This window comes from Aeribacillus sp. JST-2, assembly GCF_056032925.1.
This window is the reverse complement of the sequence record NZ_JBVVUU010000004.1, coordinates 51,816-67,868: the sequence shown is the minus strand read 5'-3', so window position 1 is coordinate 67,868 and position 16,053 is coordinate 51,816. Positions and strand designations below refer to the sequence as shown.

Annotated in this window: 15 protein-coding genes and 1 other annotated feature; of the genes, 2 read left to right on the top strand and 13 right to left on the bottom strand. The window is 41.4% G+C overall.

Annotated features, from left to right (window positions below):
• The first annotated feature begins 37 nt into the window (after positions 1-37).
• On the top strand, positions 38-268 hold the full coding sequence (locus AC0KTX_RS03560; RefSeq protein ID WP_474250862.1) for a hypothetical protein: 231 nt from the start codon (positions 38-40) through the stop codon (positions 266-268).
• Positions 269-379: 111 nt separating this feature from the next.
• Here the strand turns inward: AC0KTX_RS03560 and trxA are convergent, their stop codons facing one another.
• The 13 genes from trxA to AC0KTX_RS03495 form a co-directional block, all read right to left on the bottom strand.
• Positions 380-694, bottom strand: coding sequence for a thioredoxin (gene trxA / locus AC0KTX_RS03555; protein ID WP_474250861.1), 315 nt, complete (start codon positions 692-694; stop codon positions 380-382).
• A gap of 198 nt (positions 695-892) precedes the next feature.
• Positions 893-1,870 carry an electron transfer flavoprotein subunit alpha/FixB family protein gene (locus AC0KTX_RS03550; RefSeq protein ID WP_474250860.1) on the bottom strand — a complete coding sequence of 326 codons (978 nt, stop codon included), beginning with the start codon at positions 1,868-1,870 and terminating at the stop codon, positions 893-895.
• 27 nt (positions 1,871-1,897) lie between these two features.
• Positions 1,898-2,671 carry an electron transfer flavoprotein subunit beta/FixA family protein gene (locus AC0KTX_RS03545; protein WP_474250859.1) on the bottom strand — a complete coding sequence of 258 codons (774 nt, stop codon included), beginning with the start codon at positions 2,669-2,671 and terminating at the stop codon, positions 1,898-1,900.
• 51 nt (positions 2,672-2,722) lie between these two features.
• Positions 2,723-3,328, bottom strand: coding sequence for a TetR/AcrR family transcriptional regulator (locus AC0KTX_RS03540; RefSeq protein WP_474250858.1), 606 nt, complete (start codon positions 3,326-3,328; stop codon positions 2,723-2,725).
• A 107-nt stretch (positions 3,329-3,435) separates the two neighbouring features.
• On the bottom strand, positions 3,436-5,139 hold the full coding sequence (locus tag AC0KTX_RS03535; protein ID WP_474250857.1) for a long-chain-fatty-acid--CoA ligase: 1,704 nt from the start codon (positions 5,137-5,139) through the stop codon (positions 3,436-3,438).
• Positions 5,140-5,353: 214 nt separating this feature from the next.
• Entirely contained in the window at positions 5,354-5,764 is a 411-nt protein-coding gene (locus AC0KTX_RS03530) for a DUF350 domain-containing protein (protein ID WP_474250856.1), read from the bottom strand.
• Between the two features lie 22 nt (positions 5,765-5,786).
• Entirely contained in the window at positions 5,787-8,147 is a 2,361-nt protein-coding gene (locus AC0KTX_RS03525; protein WP_474250855.1) for an endonuclease MutS2, read from the bottom strand.
• 27 nt (positions 8,148-8,174) lie between these two features.
• Positions 8,175-9,887 (bottom strand): DNA polymerase/3'-5' exonuclease PolX, encoded by a 1,713-nt coding sequence (gene polX / locus AC0KTX_RS03520; protein WP_474250854.1) that lies wholly within the window; start codon positions 9,885-9,887, stop codon positions 8,175-8,177.
• A gap of 154 nt (positions 9,888-10,041) precedes the next feature.
• Positions 10,042-10,608 carry a CvpA family protein gene (locus AC0KTX_RS03515; protein ID WP_474250853.1) on the bottom strand — a complete coding sequence of 189 codons (567 nt, stop codon included), beginning with the start codon at positions 10,606-10,608 and terminating at the stop codon, positions 10,042-10,044.
• The gene (gene zapA / locus AC0KTX_RS03510; RefSeq protein WP_474250852.1) at positions 10,605-10,868 is read right to left on the bottom strand and encodes a cell division protein ZapA; all 264 of its coding nucleotides are present in this window, start codon (positions 10,866-10,868) and stop codon (positions 10,605-10,607) included. The genes AC0KTX_RS03515 and zapA overlap by 4 nt, the downstream gene beginning before the upstream one ends.
• A 229-nt stretch (positions 10,869-11,097) precedes the next feature.
• Positions 11,098-13,509, bottom strand: coding sequence for a phenylalanine--tRNA ligase subunit beta (gene pheT / locus AC0KTX_RS03505; RefSeq protein WP_474250851.1), 2,412 nt, complete (start codon positions 13,507-13,509; stop codon positions 11,098-11,100).
• 25 nt (positions 13,510-13,534) lie between these two features.
• Positions 13,535-14,569 carry a phenylalanine--tRNA ligase subunit alpha gene (pheS, locus tag AC0KTX_RS03500; RefSeq protein WP_474250850.1) on the bottom strand — a complete coding sequence of 345 codons (1,035 nt, stop codon included), beginning with the start codon at positions 14,567-14,569 and terminating at the stop codon, positions 13,535-13,537.
• Positions 14,570-14,613: 44 nt separating this feature from the next.
• Positions 14,614-14,845: a binding site (T-box leader), on the bottom strand.
• Positions 14,846-14,894: 49 nt separating this feature from the next.
• Positions 14,895-15,647: a TrmH family RNA methyltransferase gene (locus AC0KTX_RS03495; RefSeq protein ID WP_474250849.1), complete on the bottom strand. Its 753-nt coding sequence runs from the start codon at positions 15,645-15,647 to the stop codon at positions 14,895-14,897.
• A 97-nt stretch (positions 15,648-15,744) separates the two neighbouring features.
• Between AC0KTX_RS03495 and sspI the strand changes: the two genes are divergently transcribed.
• Positions 15,745-15,969, top strand: a complete 225-nt coding sequence (gene sspI, locus AC0KTX_RS03490; protein ID WP_474250848.1) for a small acid-soluble spore protein SspI — start codon at positions 15,745-15,747, stop codon at positions 15,967-15,969.
• The last annotated feature ends 84 nt before the right edge of the window (positions 15,970-16,053 follow it).

Here is a 16,053-nt window from a genome sequence, read left to right as displayed (position 1 = left end):
AATAAAGATTTTCTGGGAAAGGAAAGGGGGTAAGCACATGAAAAATCCCGGTGTCGCAGCTGTTTTATCTTTTTTTGTTGCAGGGTTGGGCCAAATCTACAACGGCCAAATCGGCAAAGGAATTTTAATTATTGTTCTTTATTTTCTTTCCGTTTTGCTGATGTTTGTCCTTATCGGCTTCATAACTACTCCTATTCTTTGGATTTATGGCATGATCGATGCTTATAAAACAGCAGAACGGATCAATAAACAGGGCAATCCATCCTAGCTTTTCATAAAAGCCGAGGCTTTTTTGCTAAAGTTCTCACTTCCTTCTGAAGATACAACATTTTCCAAAAATAAGGAGGCGCCGCAAACATTTGGGCGCCTTAATGTTTTATTACATATGTTTGTTTAAAAGCTCTGCCAGTGCTTCTTTTGGCTGGTATCCAACTGCTTTATCAACAACTTCGCCGTTTTTAAAGACAATCAATGTAGGAATGCTCATCACTCCATATTGGCCGGCTGTTTCCTGATTTTCATCAACATTCAGTTTCACAATTTTTACTTTGTCTCCAATTTCTTGATCCAATTCTTCAAGAACCGGAGCAATCATTTTGCATGGTCCGCACCATGGAGCCCAAAAATCCACTAATACTAATCCTTCTCTTGTTTCTTGAGAGAAATTTTGATCAGAAACGTTTGTAATTGCCATTTGTACTCCTCCTAATTTGCTGGTTTCAACTATATGTTGAAGTATACCATGATCGATTGCTTGATGCGAATGTTTTGATCTGCCTCTAATGTTTCCATCATTTCTAGTCTTTATGCACAAAAAATGCACCAGTAAAAGGTGCTAAACATTCATCTTTTTATATGAACTGGCATTGCAGCATCTACGAGTTCCTCCACGTTAAGAATGGATTTTTATTTTTTTTATTTCCTCCGTCAACAGCGGCACAACTTCAAACAAATCACCGACGATTCCGTAATCAGCAATACTGAAAATGTTTGCCTCCGGGTCTGTGTTGATCGCAACAATCACTTTTGAATTCGACATTCCCGCTAAATGCTGAATGGCTCCGGAAATTCCGCAGGCAATATAGAGATCAGGGGTGACAACTTTTCCGGTTTGGCCTATTTGCATCGAATAGTCGCAATAAAAAGCATCACAGGCCCCACGCGAAGCTCCGACTGCTCCCCCCAGTATATCCGCCAACTCCTTTAATGGTTTAAATCCTTCCGCGCTTTTGACACCGCGGCCGCCGGCAACTATTACTCTTGCTTCCGTTAGATCAACACCTTCAGCCACATTTTGCACAACTTCTTTCACAACCGTACGCAAATCTTTTATTTCAACAGATAAAGATTCCACTCGGCCTGTTTTCGTTTCGTCTTTTTCAAGTGATTGAATGTTATTGGGGCGGATGGTTGCAAACACAATTCCTTCCGTGATCATTTTTTTTTCAAAAGCCTTTCCTGAGTATATCGGCCTTGTAAACACGATGTTGCCCCCTGCTGTTTCAATCGCCGTTGCATCAGAAATAAGTCCTGTATTTAATTTAGCCGCCAGCTTCGGTGATAAGTCTTTGCCTAATGCGGTGTGACCGAAAATGATCGCTTCCGGTTTTTCTGATCGAATGACAGCCAACACAGCCTGCGAAAAACCGTCAGAAGTATAGTGCTTCAATTTTTCATCCTCTACCAGCACAACTTTGTCAGCCCCGTGGGCAATCAATTCGCTTGCAAAAGAGCTTACATGTTCCCCAGCCAAAACAGCGACAACTTCCCCTCCTTCTGAAATGATTTTCCCGGCGGCCAAAGCCTCAAATGATACCTGTCTTAATGATCGGTCTTTCAATTCACCTAACACTAATACTTTGCGCGCCATATTCTCCCATCCCCCTTGTTTTCTTTTCTAAATGACTTTTGCCTCTGTCCTCAGCAATGAAACGAGTTCTTTTACTTGATCTTGAAGATCTCCTTCAAGTATCTTTCCAGTTTCTTTTTTCGGAGGTAAAAATACTTCAATTGTCTTTGTTTTCGGTTTCACATCGTCTTCGTCTAAATCCAAGTCTGTAAGATCCATTTCTTCAAGCGGTTTTTTCTTTGCTTTCATTATACCGGGCAATGATGGATATCTTGGTTCATTCAATCCTTGCTGGGCGGTGATTAAAAGCGGCAAAGTTGTTTCAATTACCTCGGAATCCCCTTCCACATCCCGAACAACTCTCACTTCTTTTCCGCTTATTTCAATATTCGTTATTGTGGTGACATACGGAATGTCAAGCAGTTCCGCCAAACGGGGGCCGACTTGGCCTGATCCTTCATCAATCGCGACATTTCCGGCTAATATAATATCTGCTCCTTGATCCTTTAAATATTTGTATAAAATGGAAGCGGTTGTGGATGGATCCCCTTCTTCAAGCTCATCTTCTACATTGATTAACACCGCCTTATCACACCCCATCGCAAGAGCAGTGCGCAATTCTTTTTCGCTTTCTTCAGAGCCTACGGAAACAACCGTCACTTCACCGCCATGAGCCTCCCGAATTCGTATCGCTTCCTCAATAGCGTATTCATCATACGGGTTGATAATATATTGTGCATCCCCGCAAGCAACCACACCATTTTCAATCACAATTTTTTCTTCTGTGTCAAACGTTCTCTTGATTAAAACAACGATATTCATTTCATCCATCCCCTTTTTCAAAAAATTTTCCGGGCACCGCATCATTATCTGCTATGTTGTATGTCGGTTCGTTTTCGGTGAATGGAAACCGTTTGTTAAAAGATCAAATATTTTTTCCGCATTCGAAAGCAGATCGTATTTTTGTTCTTTCATCACCCATGTTGTTGCCGTCTCGTCGATTGCGCCAAAAATCATTTGTCTTGCAATCCTCACATCCAGATCTTTGCGAAATTCACCCGTTGATTTTCCAAATTCAATCACTTCATCGATAACTTTTAAATAATCTTTTAAAATTTCGTTGATTTGCTTTCGAAGCTCCTTGTTCACTTGCCGCAGTTCCAGCTGCAAAACAACGGCAAGATGAGGATCCTCGACAAGCATTTGAAAATGTCGATGTATCAATGCAAACAATTTTTCCGAAGCCGTCGGCTTACGGTTCAGTTCGCTTTTTACTTGTTCTAAGTGTCCGCTTATTTTTTCTCTGAACAAAGAAATTAAAATGTCCTCTTTGTTTTTAAAATAAAGATAGATGGTTCCATCCGCTACTTTTGCTTGTTTAGCGATTTTTGACACTTGCGCTGCATGATACCCGTTTTCAGCAATCACAATAACGGCTGCATCAATAATTTGTCTATATTTCGGTCTTTTTTCTTTCAACGTCTCTCTTCTCCTTCATCATAAGTGAATGAATAGTCATTCATTTTCATCATATGTTAGCAGGCTTTTTTTGTCAAGCGGACGTAAAACAAGCATGCAAACTTTTTTTAAATTTTTCCCTCATCATTATTCTCCATTTTATTTTTTTCTTCTTCTATTAATCTTCTTCTCAAAATTTTTCCGACAGGTGTTTTAGGGAGCTCTTGGCGAAATTCATATTGCTTCGGCACTTTATACGCAGCAAGATGTTGCCTTGCAAATTGATCCAGTTCCTTTTCAGTCAGCTGGACCCCTTCTTTCGGAACGACATACGCCTTTACGGTTTCTCCTCTGTAAGGATCAGGAATGCCGGCAACAACTACTTCTTTTATTTTTTCATGCCCATACAAAACTTCTTCTATTTCGCGAGGATAAATATTGAAGCCGCCGGCGATGATCATGTCCTTTTTGCGATCGATGATGTAAAAGAAGCCGTCCTCGTCCATATAGCCAATATCGCCTGTAAACAGCCAGCCGTCTTTTAAAACAGCGTCCGTTTCTTCCTTGTTGTTCCAATAACCTTTCATTACTTGCGGGCCTTTTACGATTAGTTCGCCATATTCATAAACATCAGCGATCCCCTGTTTTTCAGCCGAGTATATGGCCGCATCAGTATTCGGCCATGGAATGCCGATGCTGCCTTTCTTTTTGACCTTTGAATCAATGACATTCGCGTGCGTGACCGGCGATGCCTCCGAAAGCCCGTATCCTTCCACAAGCTTCCCGCCTGTTTCCTTTTCAAACCTTTCCTGCACCTCTACCGGAAGAGGAGCCGAACCGCTTATGCAATATTTAATGGAAGTCAAATCATATTTTTTTAAATCTTTATGGTTTAATAAGGAAATATAAATCGTTGGCACTCCGGGAAAGAGTGTCGGCTTTTCTTTTTGAATCGTTTTTAAAATTTCTTCCGCTTCAAATTTTGGCAGCAAAATCATTTTGTAGCCCTCTAAAATGGATAAATTCATCACTGCCGTCATTCCATATACATGAAAAAACGGAAGAACTCCAAGTATTGATTCTTCCCCGCGCCGGCATGGATATGTCCAAGCAGAGCACATTTTGGCATTGGATATTAAATTTTCATGTGTCAGCTGGACGCCTTTCAGAAATCCTGTCGTTCCCCCTGTATATTGCAAAAGAGCTACATCTTCTTTCGGATCAATGTTTATATTCAATTCAGCCGCTGGAGATGTTTTTAAAATGTCTTTCCATAAATGGGTTTCTGGTGAAGGATCAATACTGACGGCAACATTTTGCTGTTTTTTGTTGACGAGCGGATATAAGAGGTTTTTCGGAAACGGCAAATATTCTTGAATTTTTGTAATAATAATGTGCTTCAATTTTGTCAGCGCTTTTATTTTCCTCGCTTTCGGATAGAAGATATCCAATGTTATAAGATATGTCGCCTCGCAATCTTTCAATTGATGCTCCAATTCTTTTTCCGTGTAAAGGGGATTCATTTGCACAACAATGCCGCCTGCTTCCAATACGGCGTAATAGGAGATGACAGCTTGCGGCGAATTTGGGAGCATTAATCCAACTCGGCTTCCTTTCTTTAAACCGATTTGTTCTAAATAATTAGCTAATTTTAACATTTGTTCATAAAGTTCGTAAAAAGTCAACGTCTTCCCAAAAAACGAAACAGCTATTCTTTCAGCAAATTGCTCGACCGTTTCCTTAAAGTATCGAGTTAAAGGCTTATTCTCCCAAATGATGGCATGCGGGACTTCCGATGGATAAAATTTCAACCATGGCTTTTGATGGTCCATCTTCTTTCCTCCCCATTGAGAATCATTTTCTTCATTATATCAAAAATATATTCAGAAATATATTTATTTTAAGAAAATTCAACACCCAACCAGCAGAGATTGCATTTCCCTGCCGGTTACGCAAAAACCATTAAATACACAATGCCGACAACAACAAAAACACCGCATAAAACCATTAATATTTTCGCTAGCGTTTCCATATCCTTACTCTCCCCTAATTTCCAATGCCTGTACCGATCACATAGGAAAGACCGACGGAAATGACCATCGAAATAAATCCTACCGCTCGGTTATCTTTTTGAATTTCATCATCAATTTTAAATTTTGGCGTTAAAAACTCGAAGATAAAATATCCGATCAAAAGCAATGCAAATCCGTAAAATCCCCAGCCAATCATCTCAAAGAGGGAATCGTGCTGTTCGATCGTGTAACGGAAAACATTGGATATGCCAAAAATTTTTCCACCAGTTGCCATAGCCACGGCAAGGTTGCCTTTATGAATTTCCTCCCAATTTCTGTATTTGGTTACCAACTCAAAAATGACTAAAAACAGAATGCCGCATAAAATGACGACACTATAGTTGGCGGCCGTTTCAACATAGACATTTTCCCAAAACGAATTCATGCTGACTCTCCTTACAAACAATTTATTTTAGATTGACGATTGTTACGCCTGTGCCCCCATCATTTGCTTCACCGAAGCGGATGCTTTTGACGGCGCGGTGCTGTTGCAAATACTCCCTAACTCCCTGTCGAAGCACTCCTGTTCCTTTTCCGTGAATGATGGAAACTCGTGGATATCCAGCAAGCAAAACATCATCCAAATATTTTTCAAGCCGAATAAGCGCATCTTCATACCGTTCTCCCCGCAGATCAAGTTCCAATGGAACGTGGAAATCTTTTCCTTTTACCGATGCAAGCGGCTTTTCCTCCACAGCCGATGGACTTTTGATATATTCAAGATTTTCTTCGTTCACCTTCATTTTCAAAATGCCGATTTGAACAAGCCATTCCTTTTCGTTAGCTTTTTCAATAAGTTGGCCTTTTTGATTTAAATTTAAAACTTTCACCTCATCACCTGGTCTAAAGGTTCTGTTTTCTTTTTTCCTTTTCGGCAGCTGCTCAGATTTCGCAAATACAGGTAGAACTGCTTCAAGCTGTTTTTTGGCTTCAATTAGTTCATGATCTTTCACGGCGGCCAACTGTTCTTTTTGCATTTTTCTTAATCTCTGAATAATGTCATCCGCCTTTTTTTGCGCCTCTTCCAGCTTTTCTTTCGCTTTCTGTTCCGCCTCTTCCAATAGTTGATCCCGTTTCCGGCTAAATTCCATCATTTTTTGTTTTAATTCATGGTACAGTTTTTCAGCTTCGTTCAAAGTCTTTTCCGCTTCCCGCCAATTTTCTTCCGCCCGTTTATTATTTTCTTCAAGAGAAGCGATCATCTGATCTACTTCGGTCCGTTCCGTGTTGATAAGCGATTTAGCCCTGTCAATGATATGGCTCTTCAGTCCAAGTCTTCTTGATATTTCAAAGGCATTGCTCCGTCCGGGAACGCCGATTAATAACTTATAAGTTGGCGACAACGTATCGACATTAAATTCTACACTCGCATTCACGACTCCTTCTCTGTTAAAGGCGTACGCTTTTAACTCCGGATAATGGGTAGTGGCGACAACTTTCGCTCCTTTGTTTAAAGCTTCGTCTAAAATCGCAATGGCCAAGGCGGCACCTTCCCCGGGGTCTGTTCCTGCGCCAAGCTCATCAAACAACACGAGCGAGCGGTCGTTCAACTTCTGTAATATATCGACAATATTGACCATATGCGAGGAAAAAGTGCTCAAACTCTGCTCGATCGATTGTTCATCTCCAATGTCAGCATAAACAGCTTCAAATACAGCCATTTTGGAGCCGTCTTGAGCAGGAATCTGCAAACCAGCCTGCGCCATTAGAGTAAGGAGTCCGATCGTCTTTAATGCCACCGTTTTCCCTCCGGTATTTGGACCAGTGATAACAATCGAATGAAATTCTTCCCCTAGTTCAATCGTATTTGGTACAACTGCCTCTGGATCAATCAGAGGGTGCCGTGCTTCATAAAGCTTAATGACGCCATCGTGATTGATCTCCGGTTTTGTTGCATGAATTCTTTTGGCATATAAAGCTTTTGCAAACATAAAATCGATTTCCGTCATAATCGAAACATTTTGGTAAATCCCTTCGCTTATCGCCGCGATCATCTTAGATAACTCTGTTAAAATCCGCTCAATTTCCTGTTTTTCTCTCATTTTCGCTTCATTTAGCGAATTGTTCAAATCAACGATTGCCTGCGGCTCGATAAACAACGTGGCGCCTGATGAAGATTGGTCGTGAACAATCCCTCCGTAAACCCCTCTGTATTCTTGTTTGACCGGAATGACGTAGCGGTCGTTCCGAATGGTAATAATCGCATCTGACAACATCTTTTGTGCGGACGGAGAGCGGATGATCGACTCGAGTTTTTCCCGAATCCGCCCTTCCAGCGTGCGCAGTTGCCTGCGAATCGATCTCAATTTTTCGCTCGCATCATCAAGCACCTCTCCATCATCCCGAATGCAGCGATTAATTTCTTTTTCTTCTTGGAAATAAACATGAATGCCGCCGGCCAATCTTCCTAAATGGGGCAAAGAAACATCCTCATTTTCTATCAAGTTTAGCACAAACTGTTTCATTTGCCTTGAGGCGTACAGAACGGCGGAAATAGCGACAAGCTCTTGCGGACTTAGACTTCCGCCAATTTGGGCACGCTTGACACTAGGGCGTATATCGCTTAAACCTCCCAATGGTATATGTCCTTTTATTCGAAGCACTGTCGCTGCCTCATCCGTTTGCTCCTGCCATTTGAGCACTTCTTGAAAATCTCCAGACGGCATTAAATGCTGCGCTTTCTCTTTCCCCAATGAAGAGGATGCATGATCTTTTAGTTGTTCCCTTATTTTGTTAAATTCCAAAACGTTCAAGACACGTTCTTGCAAAGTGTACCCTCCCGACATGCTGGATTGTCAGCATTTCTTTTTCAAAAATTGGCGCAGTTGGCCGATGTCCCACGTATTGACAACAACTTCCGGACGAATGAAAGCTTTGCGTGCATACGCAACCCCTATCTCCATATCATTCAGCATATCGATACTATGGGCATCTGTGTTAATCGCCACTTTTACACCGAGCTCCTGCGCTTTTTGTAAGTGTTCCACACATAAGTCAAGCCTATTGGGATTGGCATTTAATTCTAAAATCGTATTGGTTTCCTTCGCAAGTTGAAGGAGCATGTCAATATCGACGTCATAACCTTTTCTTCCACCAATCAATCTGCCTGTCGGATGAGCAATGATGTCTACATGGCGGTTGAAAAGGGCTGATTTCAGCCGTTCCATGATTACTTCATGCGGCTGTGAGAATCCGGAATGAATAGCGGCAATGACAATATCAAGATCTTTTAGAAACTCATCCTGATAATCAAGAGTTCCGTCAGGCAAAATATCCATTTCGACTCCTTTTAAAATGGTAAAGTCTCCATATTGATCATTCAATCGATCAATTTCTTCTTTTTGCTGCTGCAGTCTCTGAGGCGTTAGACCGTTGGCCACTTTTAAAAATTGCGAATGATCGGTAATGGCAATATATTTATATCCTTTTTTTCTTGCGGCCTCCGCCATTTCTCGAATGGAATGCGCTCCATCGCTCCAAGTGGAATGCATATGGAGGTCGCCTTTCATTTGTTCAACGGAAATAAGCCCGCCTGTATACTTTTCTACTTCTGTTCCTTCTTCCCGAACTTCCGGCGGAATCAATGGCAAATCAAAATGCTTATACAGCGCTCTTTCCGATTCAAAGGAGAGAATTTCCCCTGTTTCAATTATTTCAACCCCGTATTCGCTGATTTTTTCGCCTCTCTCTTTCGCAAGTTGGCGCAATTTTACATTGTGTTCTTTAGATCCGGTAAAATGAAGCAGAGCCGATGCGAATTCTTGCGGATGAACAAGGCGAAAATCGACATTGACCTTAACATCCAACATGAGCTCAACAGATATTTTCGTATCTCCTTTCGCAATCACTTCGCGAATGTTTGGCATGGACAAAAGATAATTTTTTGTTTTTTCAATAGATTCGGTCGCAATCACAAAATCGAGATCTTTTACAGTTTCTTTCATTCTTCTTAAACTTCCCGCCCGCGAAAAACGAACAATGGAAGCTTCTTTTTCCAAGAACTTTTCTATTTCTTCTGCAATTGGCAGTACACGGGCAAGAGGCAGCCGTTCGAGCCTTTCATCCCATTCTTGAATGGCAGCCAAAATTTTTTCTTCTGAAATCTCCCCAAAACCTTGGAGATTGCGTACTTGGTGTGATTCACAGGCTGTTTTTAAAGAATCGAGATCCACGACTCCTAATTGCTGATACAGCTTTCCAATCTTTTTTCCGCCCAGCCCCGGAAGCTTCAAAAGCGGAATCAGCCCCTCCGGAACCTCTTTCTTGAGGTTTTGCAAAGTTTTCGATTCGCCAGTTTCCATAAATTCTTTAATAACAGCGCTCGTTCCTTTGCCGATGCCGCTGATCGCAGTAAAATCGTAAATATCAGAAAGGCTTCTGTCATCTCGTTCTAGAGCAGCGGCTGCTTTTTGAAATGCAGCTATTTTAAAACGGTTTTCTCCCTTGATTTCCATATATATCGCAATTGTTTTCAACAACTTTACTACGTCCTTTTTATGGACAGCCACGTTCGAATCACCTCTCAAACCGAACAACTATCAAAATGATACAAGTTTTTTTGACGGGATACAATGATATGGATCGCTGCCATCATCTTGAGGGTTGCATGATAAACAAGGAAGGACGATGGATGCTTCATCATATCAAAGTTCCATCGTCCGTTCACAGCTTGTTTCCGTTGCCTAAGTAATTGATCAACAGATCATGAAGACGGTCAGATAATATCGGGGTATGATGAACCATTAGTTCCGCCAGCACCGACTTACCGAGAATGCCTTGAACTTGTTCAATCGGCAACAGCATCCCTAAAAAAAGAACAAGGAATAAAATGAGGTATGTTTCCGCAAATCCAAATATTGCCCCCAACAACCGGTTTACTTGTTTAAGGATGGGCAAAAGCGCAACAAAATCTAGCATCGATCCTATTATATGAAGGGCAATTTTGGCACAGAAAAACAGCAGGACAAATGCGACGGTTCTGTAGTAAGCAAGCTCCAAATAATCTCCGGTTAAAAAGGAAAAGGCAGGGTCGGCTTCACCTAAATGAGGAAACGGAACCCACAGTTTCAATTTTGGAGCCAAATCATCATAATATGTTCTGGCAACAATAAAAGCAATAATCGCACTTGTCAAATAAATGACTTGAAGAATAAATCCCCTTTTTAAACCAACCAATAAACCGAAAGTCAAGAAAAAGAAAATGATCAAATCAAGCATGTTTACTTTCAATCCTTTTCATCCAGTTGTTTTTTCAGTCGTTCATATTGTTCTTGCAATTTCAAATAATCGTGAACGACATTGATCGAGGTCAGAACAGCAATCTTATTGAGATCAAGAGTTGGGTTTTTCTTGCTGATTTCCCGCATTTTTTCATCAACAATTGATGCAACAAGACGGATATGGCTCACGCTTTCATCTCCGACAATCGAATATTGCTGTCCGTATATTTGAACGGTTGTTTTATTTTTCGGTTTCGGTTTTTCAGACAAATGAATCATCCATCCTTCTGTCAAATTTGTCGTTGAACCATAATAAAATTCTAACCATTATCATAACATGATTGTCGAAAAGATGGAAAGAAGTATGAATGGAATTTGGGAGAGCTGGGAAAGAGCAACGTCTTTTTATCTCAGTAAATCTGAAGGCTTTTTAACGGTATGAAATAATTTCGGTATTTTCTTTCAAACACAAATGGAGGTGCGTCGTGCACCTCCATTTTTAACTGCGAAGCACTGCTGAAAATTTCTCTTCAACCGATTTGATTACTTTTTCATGGACTGCCGCCACGTCATGATCCGTTAACGTTCGTTCAGGATCATAATAGCGAAGGGAGAATGCCACAGATTTCTTTCCTTTTTCCAAATGCCCGCCTTCATATACGTCAAAAAGGGAAATCTCTTTTAATAATCGTCCCCCGGCTGTAACAATTGTTTTTTGCAGCTCTTCAGCTTGGACTTTTTGATCAACGACGAAGGCAACATCGCGAGTAATCGACGGAAATCTCGGAATCGCCTCATAGACGACCGGCTCGGCTTCAAATTGGAAAAGCTCTGCTAATTTAAGTTCAAAGACGTACGTTTCATCCAAGTCGTATTCTTTTTCAACCTGTGGATTTAATTCACCGACAAATCCGATAAACGTCCCGTTCAAATAAATATCCGCTGTTCTGCCAGGGTGAAGCCCTTCTGCATTCCCTCGTTTGTATTCAATCTTTTTTGAAAGCCCCAATAGATTAAACAAACCGTCTAAAATTCCTTTTACAACATAAAAATCAACTTTTTTTCTTTCGCCTTGCCAAGGATGATAGACGAAATGCCCTGTCAAAACAGCTGACAGCCGTTCTTTTTCCACCGGTTTTCCACCATTATTCTCCGAAACGAAAACGGAGCCGATTTCGTAAAGATGGACATCATCCATTTGCCGCGCCTTGTTGTATTGAACACATTCCAATAAATGAGGAATCAAACTAAGCCGAAGAACACTGCGTTCCTCGCTCATTGGCAGAGCCAACCTTGTTAGTTGCGATTTTTCCAATGCAAAAAGCGCAGCCTTTTCCTCGCTTGTTAATGAATATGTGATGGCTTGGCAGAGGCCGGCTCCTTCTAAAAACCTGTGAACCTTTCTCCGCTTTCCTTGATAGTCTGTTAATTTGCCCAAGGTTGACTTTCCCTCCGGCAATGTGGAAGGGATATGGTCATATCCATATAACCGCGCCACTTCTTCAATTAAATCTTCTTCTATCGCAATATCCCCTCGTCTTGTTGGCACCGTCACAGTGAAAACACCATTTTTTTCAACGGTTTCAAATTGCAGACGTTCAAAAATTGCTTTGATTTCATCAACTTGAATGTTCGTTCCCAAAACACGGTTAATTTTTTCCGCTGATACAGAGATCACCTTAGGTTCAACTTGAAGGTCATGAAATTCAACACTGCCTTTTAACACTGTTCCTGAAGCGTATTTGGCAATTAATTGTGCTGCTCGTTCTGCCGCTTCTTTTACCCTTACAGGATCAACTCCTTTTTCAAACCGAGCGCTGGCCTCGCTTCTGAGCCCTAAATCTTTTGAAGCTTTGCGGACGGTGGATCCTTTAAAATAAGCGGATTCCAATAAAACGGTCGTCGTATCTTCCCTTACCTCTGAATCAGCGCCTCCCATGACTCCTGCTAATGCAATGGGAACAGTTCCATTTGTAATGACAAGATGATCGTTTGTGAGCTTCCGTTCTTGATCATCAAGAGTGACAATCGTTTCCCCATCGTATGCCCGGCGGACGAGAATTTCTTTTGACCCGAGCCGATCATAATCAAAAGCATGAAGCGGCTGGCCGTATTCCAATAAACAATAGTTGGTGATATCGACCACATTGTTATGGGGTCTGATTCCTGCTTTTATCAAACGCATTTGCATCCATAACGGTGAAGGAGCAATTTTGACATTTTTAATCACTTTTGCCACATACAGAGGATTATCTTCTTTTGCCTCGACGTTTACTGTAATATAATCTGAAGCTTTTTCTTCTGCCGGCACATACGCTGGGTCGGGCATATGCACCTTCTTGTTTAAAATGGCAGCAACTTCATATGCAACCCCGATCATGCTTAAACAGTCCGCCCGATTTGGAGTGAGGCCCAATTCCAAAATGTGGTCATTAAAAAACAACTGTTCAATTGCATCTTTTCCAACCTCTGCATCGCTCGGAAAAACAAAAATGCCGTCAGAAAACGGTTTTGGTACAAGTTTTCCTTCAATCCCTAATTCTTGTAAAGAACAAATCATCCCGTTTGATTCTTCCCCGCGAAGTTTGACCCGTTTGATTTTAAAATTTCCAGGCAAAACGGCGCCGACTTTTGCCACGGGCACTTTTTGTCCTTTTGCTACGTTTTTTGCGCCGCAAATAATTTGCACCGGTTTTTCTTCCCCGATATCGACTAAACATTTGCTCAATTTTTCGGCGTTCGGGTGCGGTTCTTTTTCAAGCACTTCGCCAACGACTACATTTTTGATTTCTCCGCCGACAAAATGAACGCCTTCCACTTCAATTCCGCTTCGTGTAATTTTTTCCGCCAGCTCCTCCGGAGAAATATCTACATCAACATATTCACAAAGCCATTTATATGAAACAAACATCGATTGATCCAGCCTCCTTTGAAGATTACGCTTGTTTAAACTGTTTTAAGAATCGCAAATCGTTCGTATAGAAATGGCGAATGTCATCAATTCCGTATTTCAACATGGCGATTCGTTCAGGCCCCATTCCAAACGCAAAACCACGGTATTTTTTCGAATCAAATCCGGCCATTTCCAATACGTTCGGATGAACCATCCCTGCTCCTAGAATTTCAATCCAGCCAGTTCCTTTGCAAACATGACAGCCTTTCATGGAACATTTAAAACAGGAGACATCCACCTCAACAGAAGGTTCAGTAAACGGGAAAAAGCTTGGGCGCAAGCGAATTTGCCGGTCTTCGCCAAACAGCTTTTTCGCAAACGCTTCAAGAGTTCCTTTCAAATCGCTCATGCGAATGTTTTCATCGACAGCAAGCCCTTCGATTTGCGTAAATTGGTGAGAATGTGTCGCATCATCGGTGTCGCGTCTGTACACTTTTCCGGGGCAAATGATTTTGACAGGTCCTTTTCCTTTGTATTTTTCAAGCGTTCTTGCCTGTACGGGCGATGTGTGGGTTCGTAGCAATATTTCCTCCGTTATATAAAAAGAGTCTTGCATATCGCGGGCCGGATGCCCTTTTGGCAAATTCAGCGCTTCAAAATTATAATAATCTGTTTCAACTTCAGGCCCTTCTTCCACCGTATAGCCCATTCCAATGAACAAATCTTCAATTTCTTCAATGACCGCTTGAATAGGATGGCGGTTCCCCGACAGAACAGGCCGCCCCGGCAATGTAACATCAATTGTTTCTTTCTCAAGCTTTTTCTCAATTTCCGCTTTTTCAAGTTCTGTTTGTTTTTTGCTGATTCCATCGGCAATAGATTCACGCACCTCATTCGCTAAAGCGCCGATTTTCGGCCGTTCTTCTTTCGGCAGCTTCCCCATTCCGCGAAGCACTTCCGTAATCGGTCCTTTTTTGCCGAGATATTGAACACGTATGTTTTGCAATTCTTTTAGATCCGCCGCAGCCTGCACTTTTTGCAGCGCTTCATCTCGAAGTTTTGTCAACTCTTCCTGCATGAAAAAATCCTCCTTTTTATTGAAAATAAAAAAAACTCATCCCCTAAAGGGACGAGTTGAACCGCGGTACCACCCTTATTAACAAAGAAATATCTTTGTTCTCTTCATTGTTATAACGGCAAAGCCGGAGCGCCTTTACATACGAAAATCGTATGGTCCCGGCGTCAACTCAGGAGGTGAATTCATTTGCTTCCACCATAAAAATGCTTTCAGTCTGCGGCATTTTCTCCCTGGAATGGCGATCAGCAAACTACTCTTCTCCTTCATGGTTGTTCCTTTATTCAATTGCTTTTTATTATAAAAAAAAGAGAAAAGAGACGCAATACTATTTTAGGAGATGATACATGAAAATAGCGGAAGCAACGGCTACATTGAGAGATTCCGCCTGTCCATAAATCGGAATTTTCAAATTTTGATCCGTCATTGCCAACAGTTCACCCGACACTCCATTTCCTTCATTCCCGACTATTAATGCAAATTTTTCACTAGGTTCGATTGTTTTATAGGAGACTGCATTGGAAAGGGAGGTGCCGTATACCGGAATCGAGGCATTTTTCAATTGAGTAATGATATCTTTCAGAGAAGCATGGATTATAGGCAAATGAAACAGCGATCCTTGGGTTGCCCGAATCGTTTTACTATTATATAAATCAACGGTTCCTTCTCCAAGAATAACGACATCCATTCCCGCTGCATCGGCGGTGCGGATGATGGTGCCCAAATTCCCGGGATCCTGTACCGCATCAATCAACAGCCATTTATTGTCATGAATATTTATGTCTCTGGATCGTTTTTTGCAAACAGCTATGATTCCTTGCGGTGCTTCCGTTTCCGAAAGAAGCCGGAACACCTCTTTTGATACAACAGTCATCGGAATGGAGCCATGTTCAAAGTCTTCCGGGAGGGATGTCCCTTCTAACATGACCAGCTCTTGGACGACGCCCTGCTGTTTTAACGCCTCCTCTACTAAATGGAAGCCTTCTATTAAAAAAAGCCCTTGTTTCTCTCTTTCCTTTTTCAAACGGAGTTTTTTCCATTTTTTCACTTTTTCGTTTTTCACCGATTCAATCCGTTTCAAGAAACTTTCTCCTTCAACTTGTTTTTTCTAACATATACATAATATAGAATACCGCGGAAAAAATAAAGAAGAACGAAGGGTAAACGAGGTGAAAAAGATGAATTTTGATTTACGAAACGCCGTCATTGCCAATATATCGAATAATACGCAAGACGAGCTAAGAGAAACGATTGTTGATGCGATAAAAAGCGGGGAAGAAAAAATGCTTCCGGGACTCGGAGTCTTATTTGAAATCATCTGGGAAAACTCGAGTCAACACGATCAACAAGAAATGGTTGAAACCCTTGAACAAGGATTAAAAGGAAAAGGAGCTGGAAAATAACCAGCTCTTTATTAGTGATAGATGATTTTTTCAACGGTTTCTTTATCCAGACGTTTGATAACTTCCGTCAGCAGTTTTACTGTA

Coding starts and splice junctions, on each gene's coding strand:
- AC0KTX_RS03560 (WP_474250862.1), top strand. CDS start 38: ATGAAAAATCCCGGTGTCGCAGCTGTTTTATCTTTTTTTGTTGCAGGG.
- trxA (WP_474250861.1), bottom strand. CDS start 694: ATGGCAATTACAAACGTTTCTGATCAAAATTTCTCTCAAGAAACAAGA.
- AC0KTX_RS03550 (WP_474250860.1), bottom strand. CDS start 1,870: ATGGCGCGCAAAGTATTAGTGTTAGGTGAATTGAAAGACCGATCATTA.
- AC0KTX_RS03545 (WP_474250859.1), bottom strand. CDS start 2,671: ATGAATATCGTTGTTTTAATCAAGAGAACGTTTGACACAGAAGAAAAA.
- AC0KTX_RS03535 (WP_474250857.1), bottom strand. CDS start 5,139: ATGGACCATCAAAAGCCATGGTTGAAATTTTATCCATCGGAAGTCCCG.
- AC0KTX_RS03530 (WP_474250856.1), bottom strand. CDS start 5,764: ATGAATTCGTTTTGGGAAAATGTCTATGTTGAAACGGCCGCCAACTAT.
- pheT (WP_474250851.1), bottom strand. CDS start 13,509: ATGTTTGTTTCATATAAATGGCTTTGTGAATATGTTGATGTAGATATT.
- pheS (WP_474250850.1), bottom strand. CDS start 14,569: ATGCAGGAAGAGTTGACAAAACTTCGAGATGAAGCGCTGCAAAAAGTG.
- sspI (WP_474250848.1), top strand. CDS start 15,745: ATGAATTTTGATTTACGAAACGCCGTCATTGCCAATATATCGAATAAT.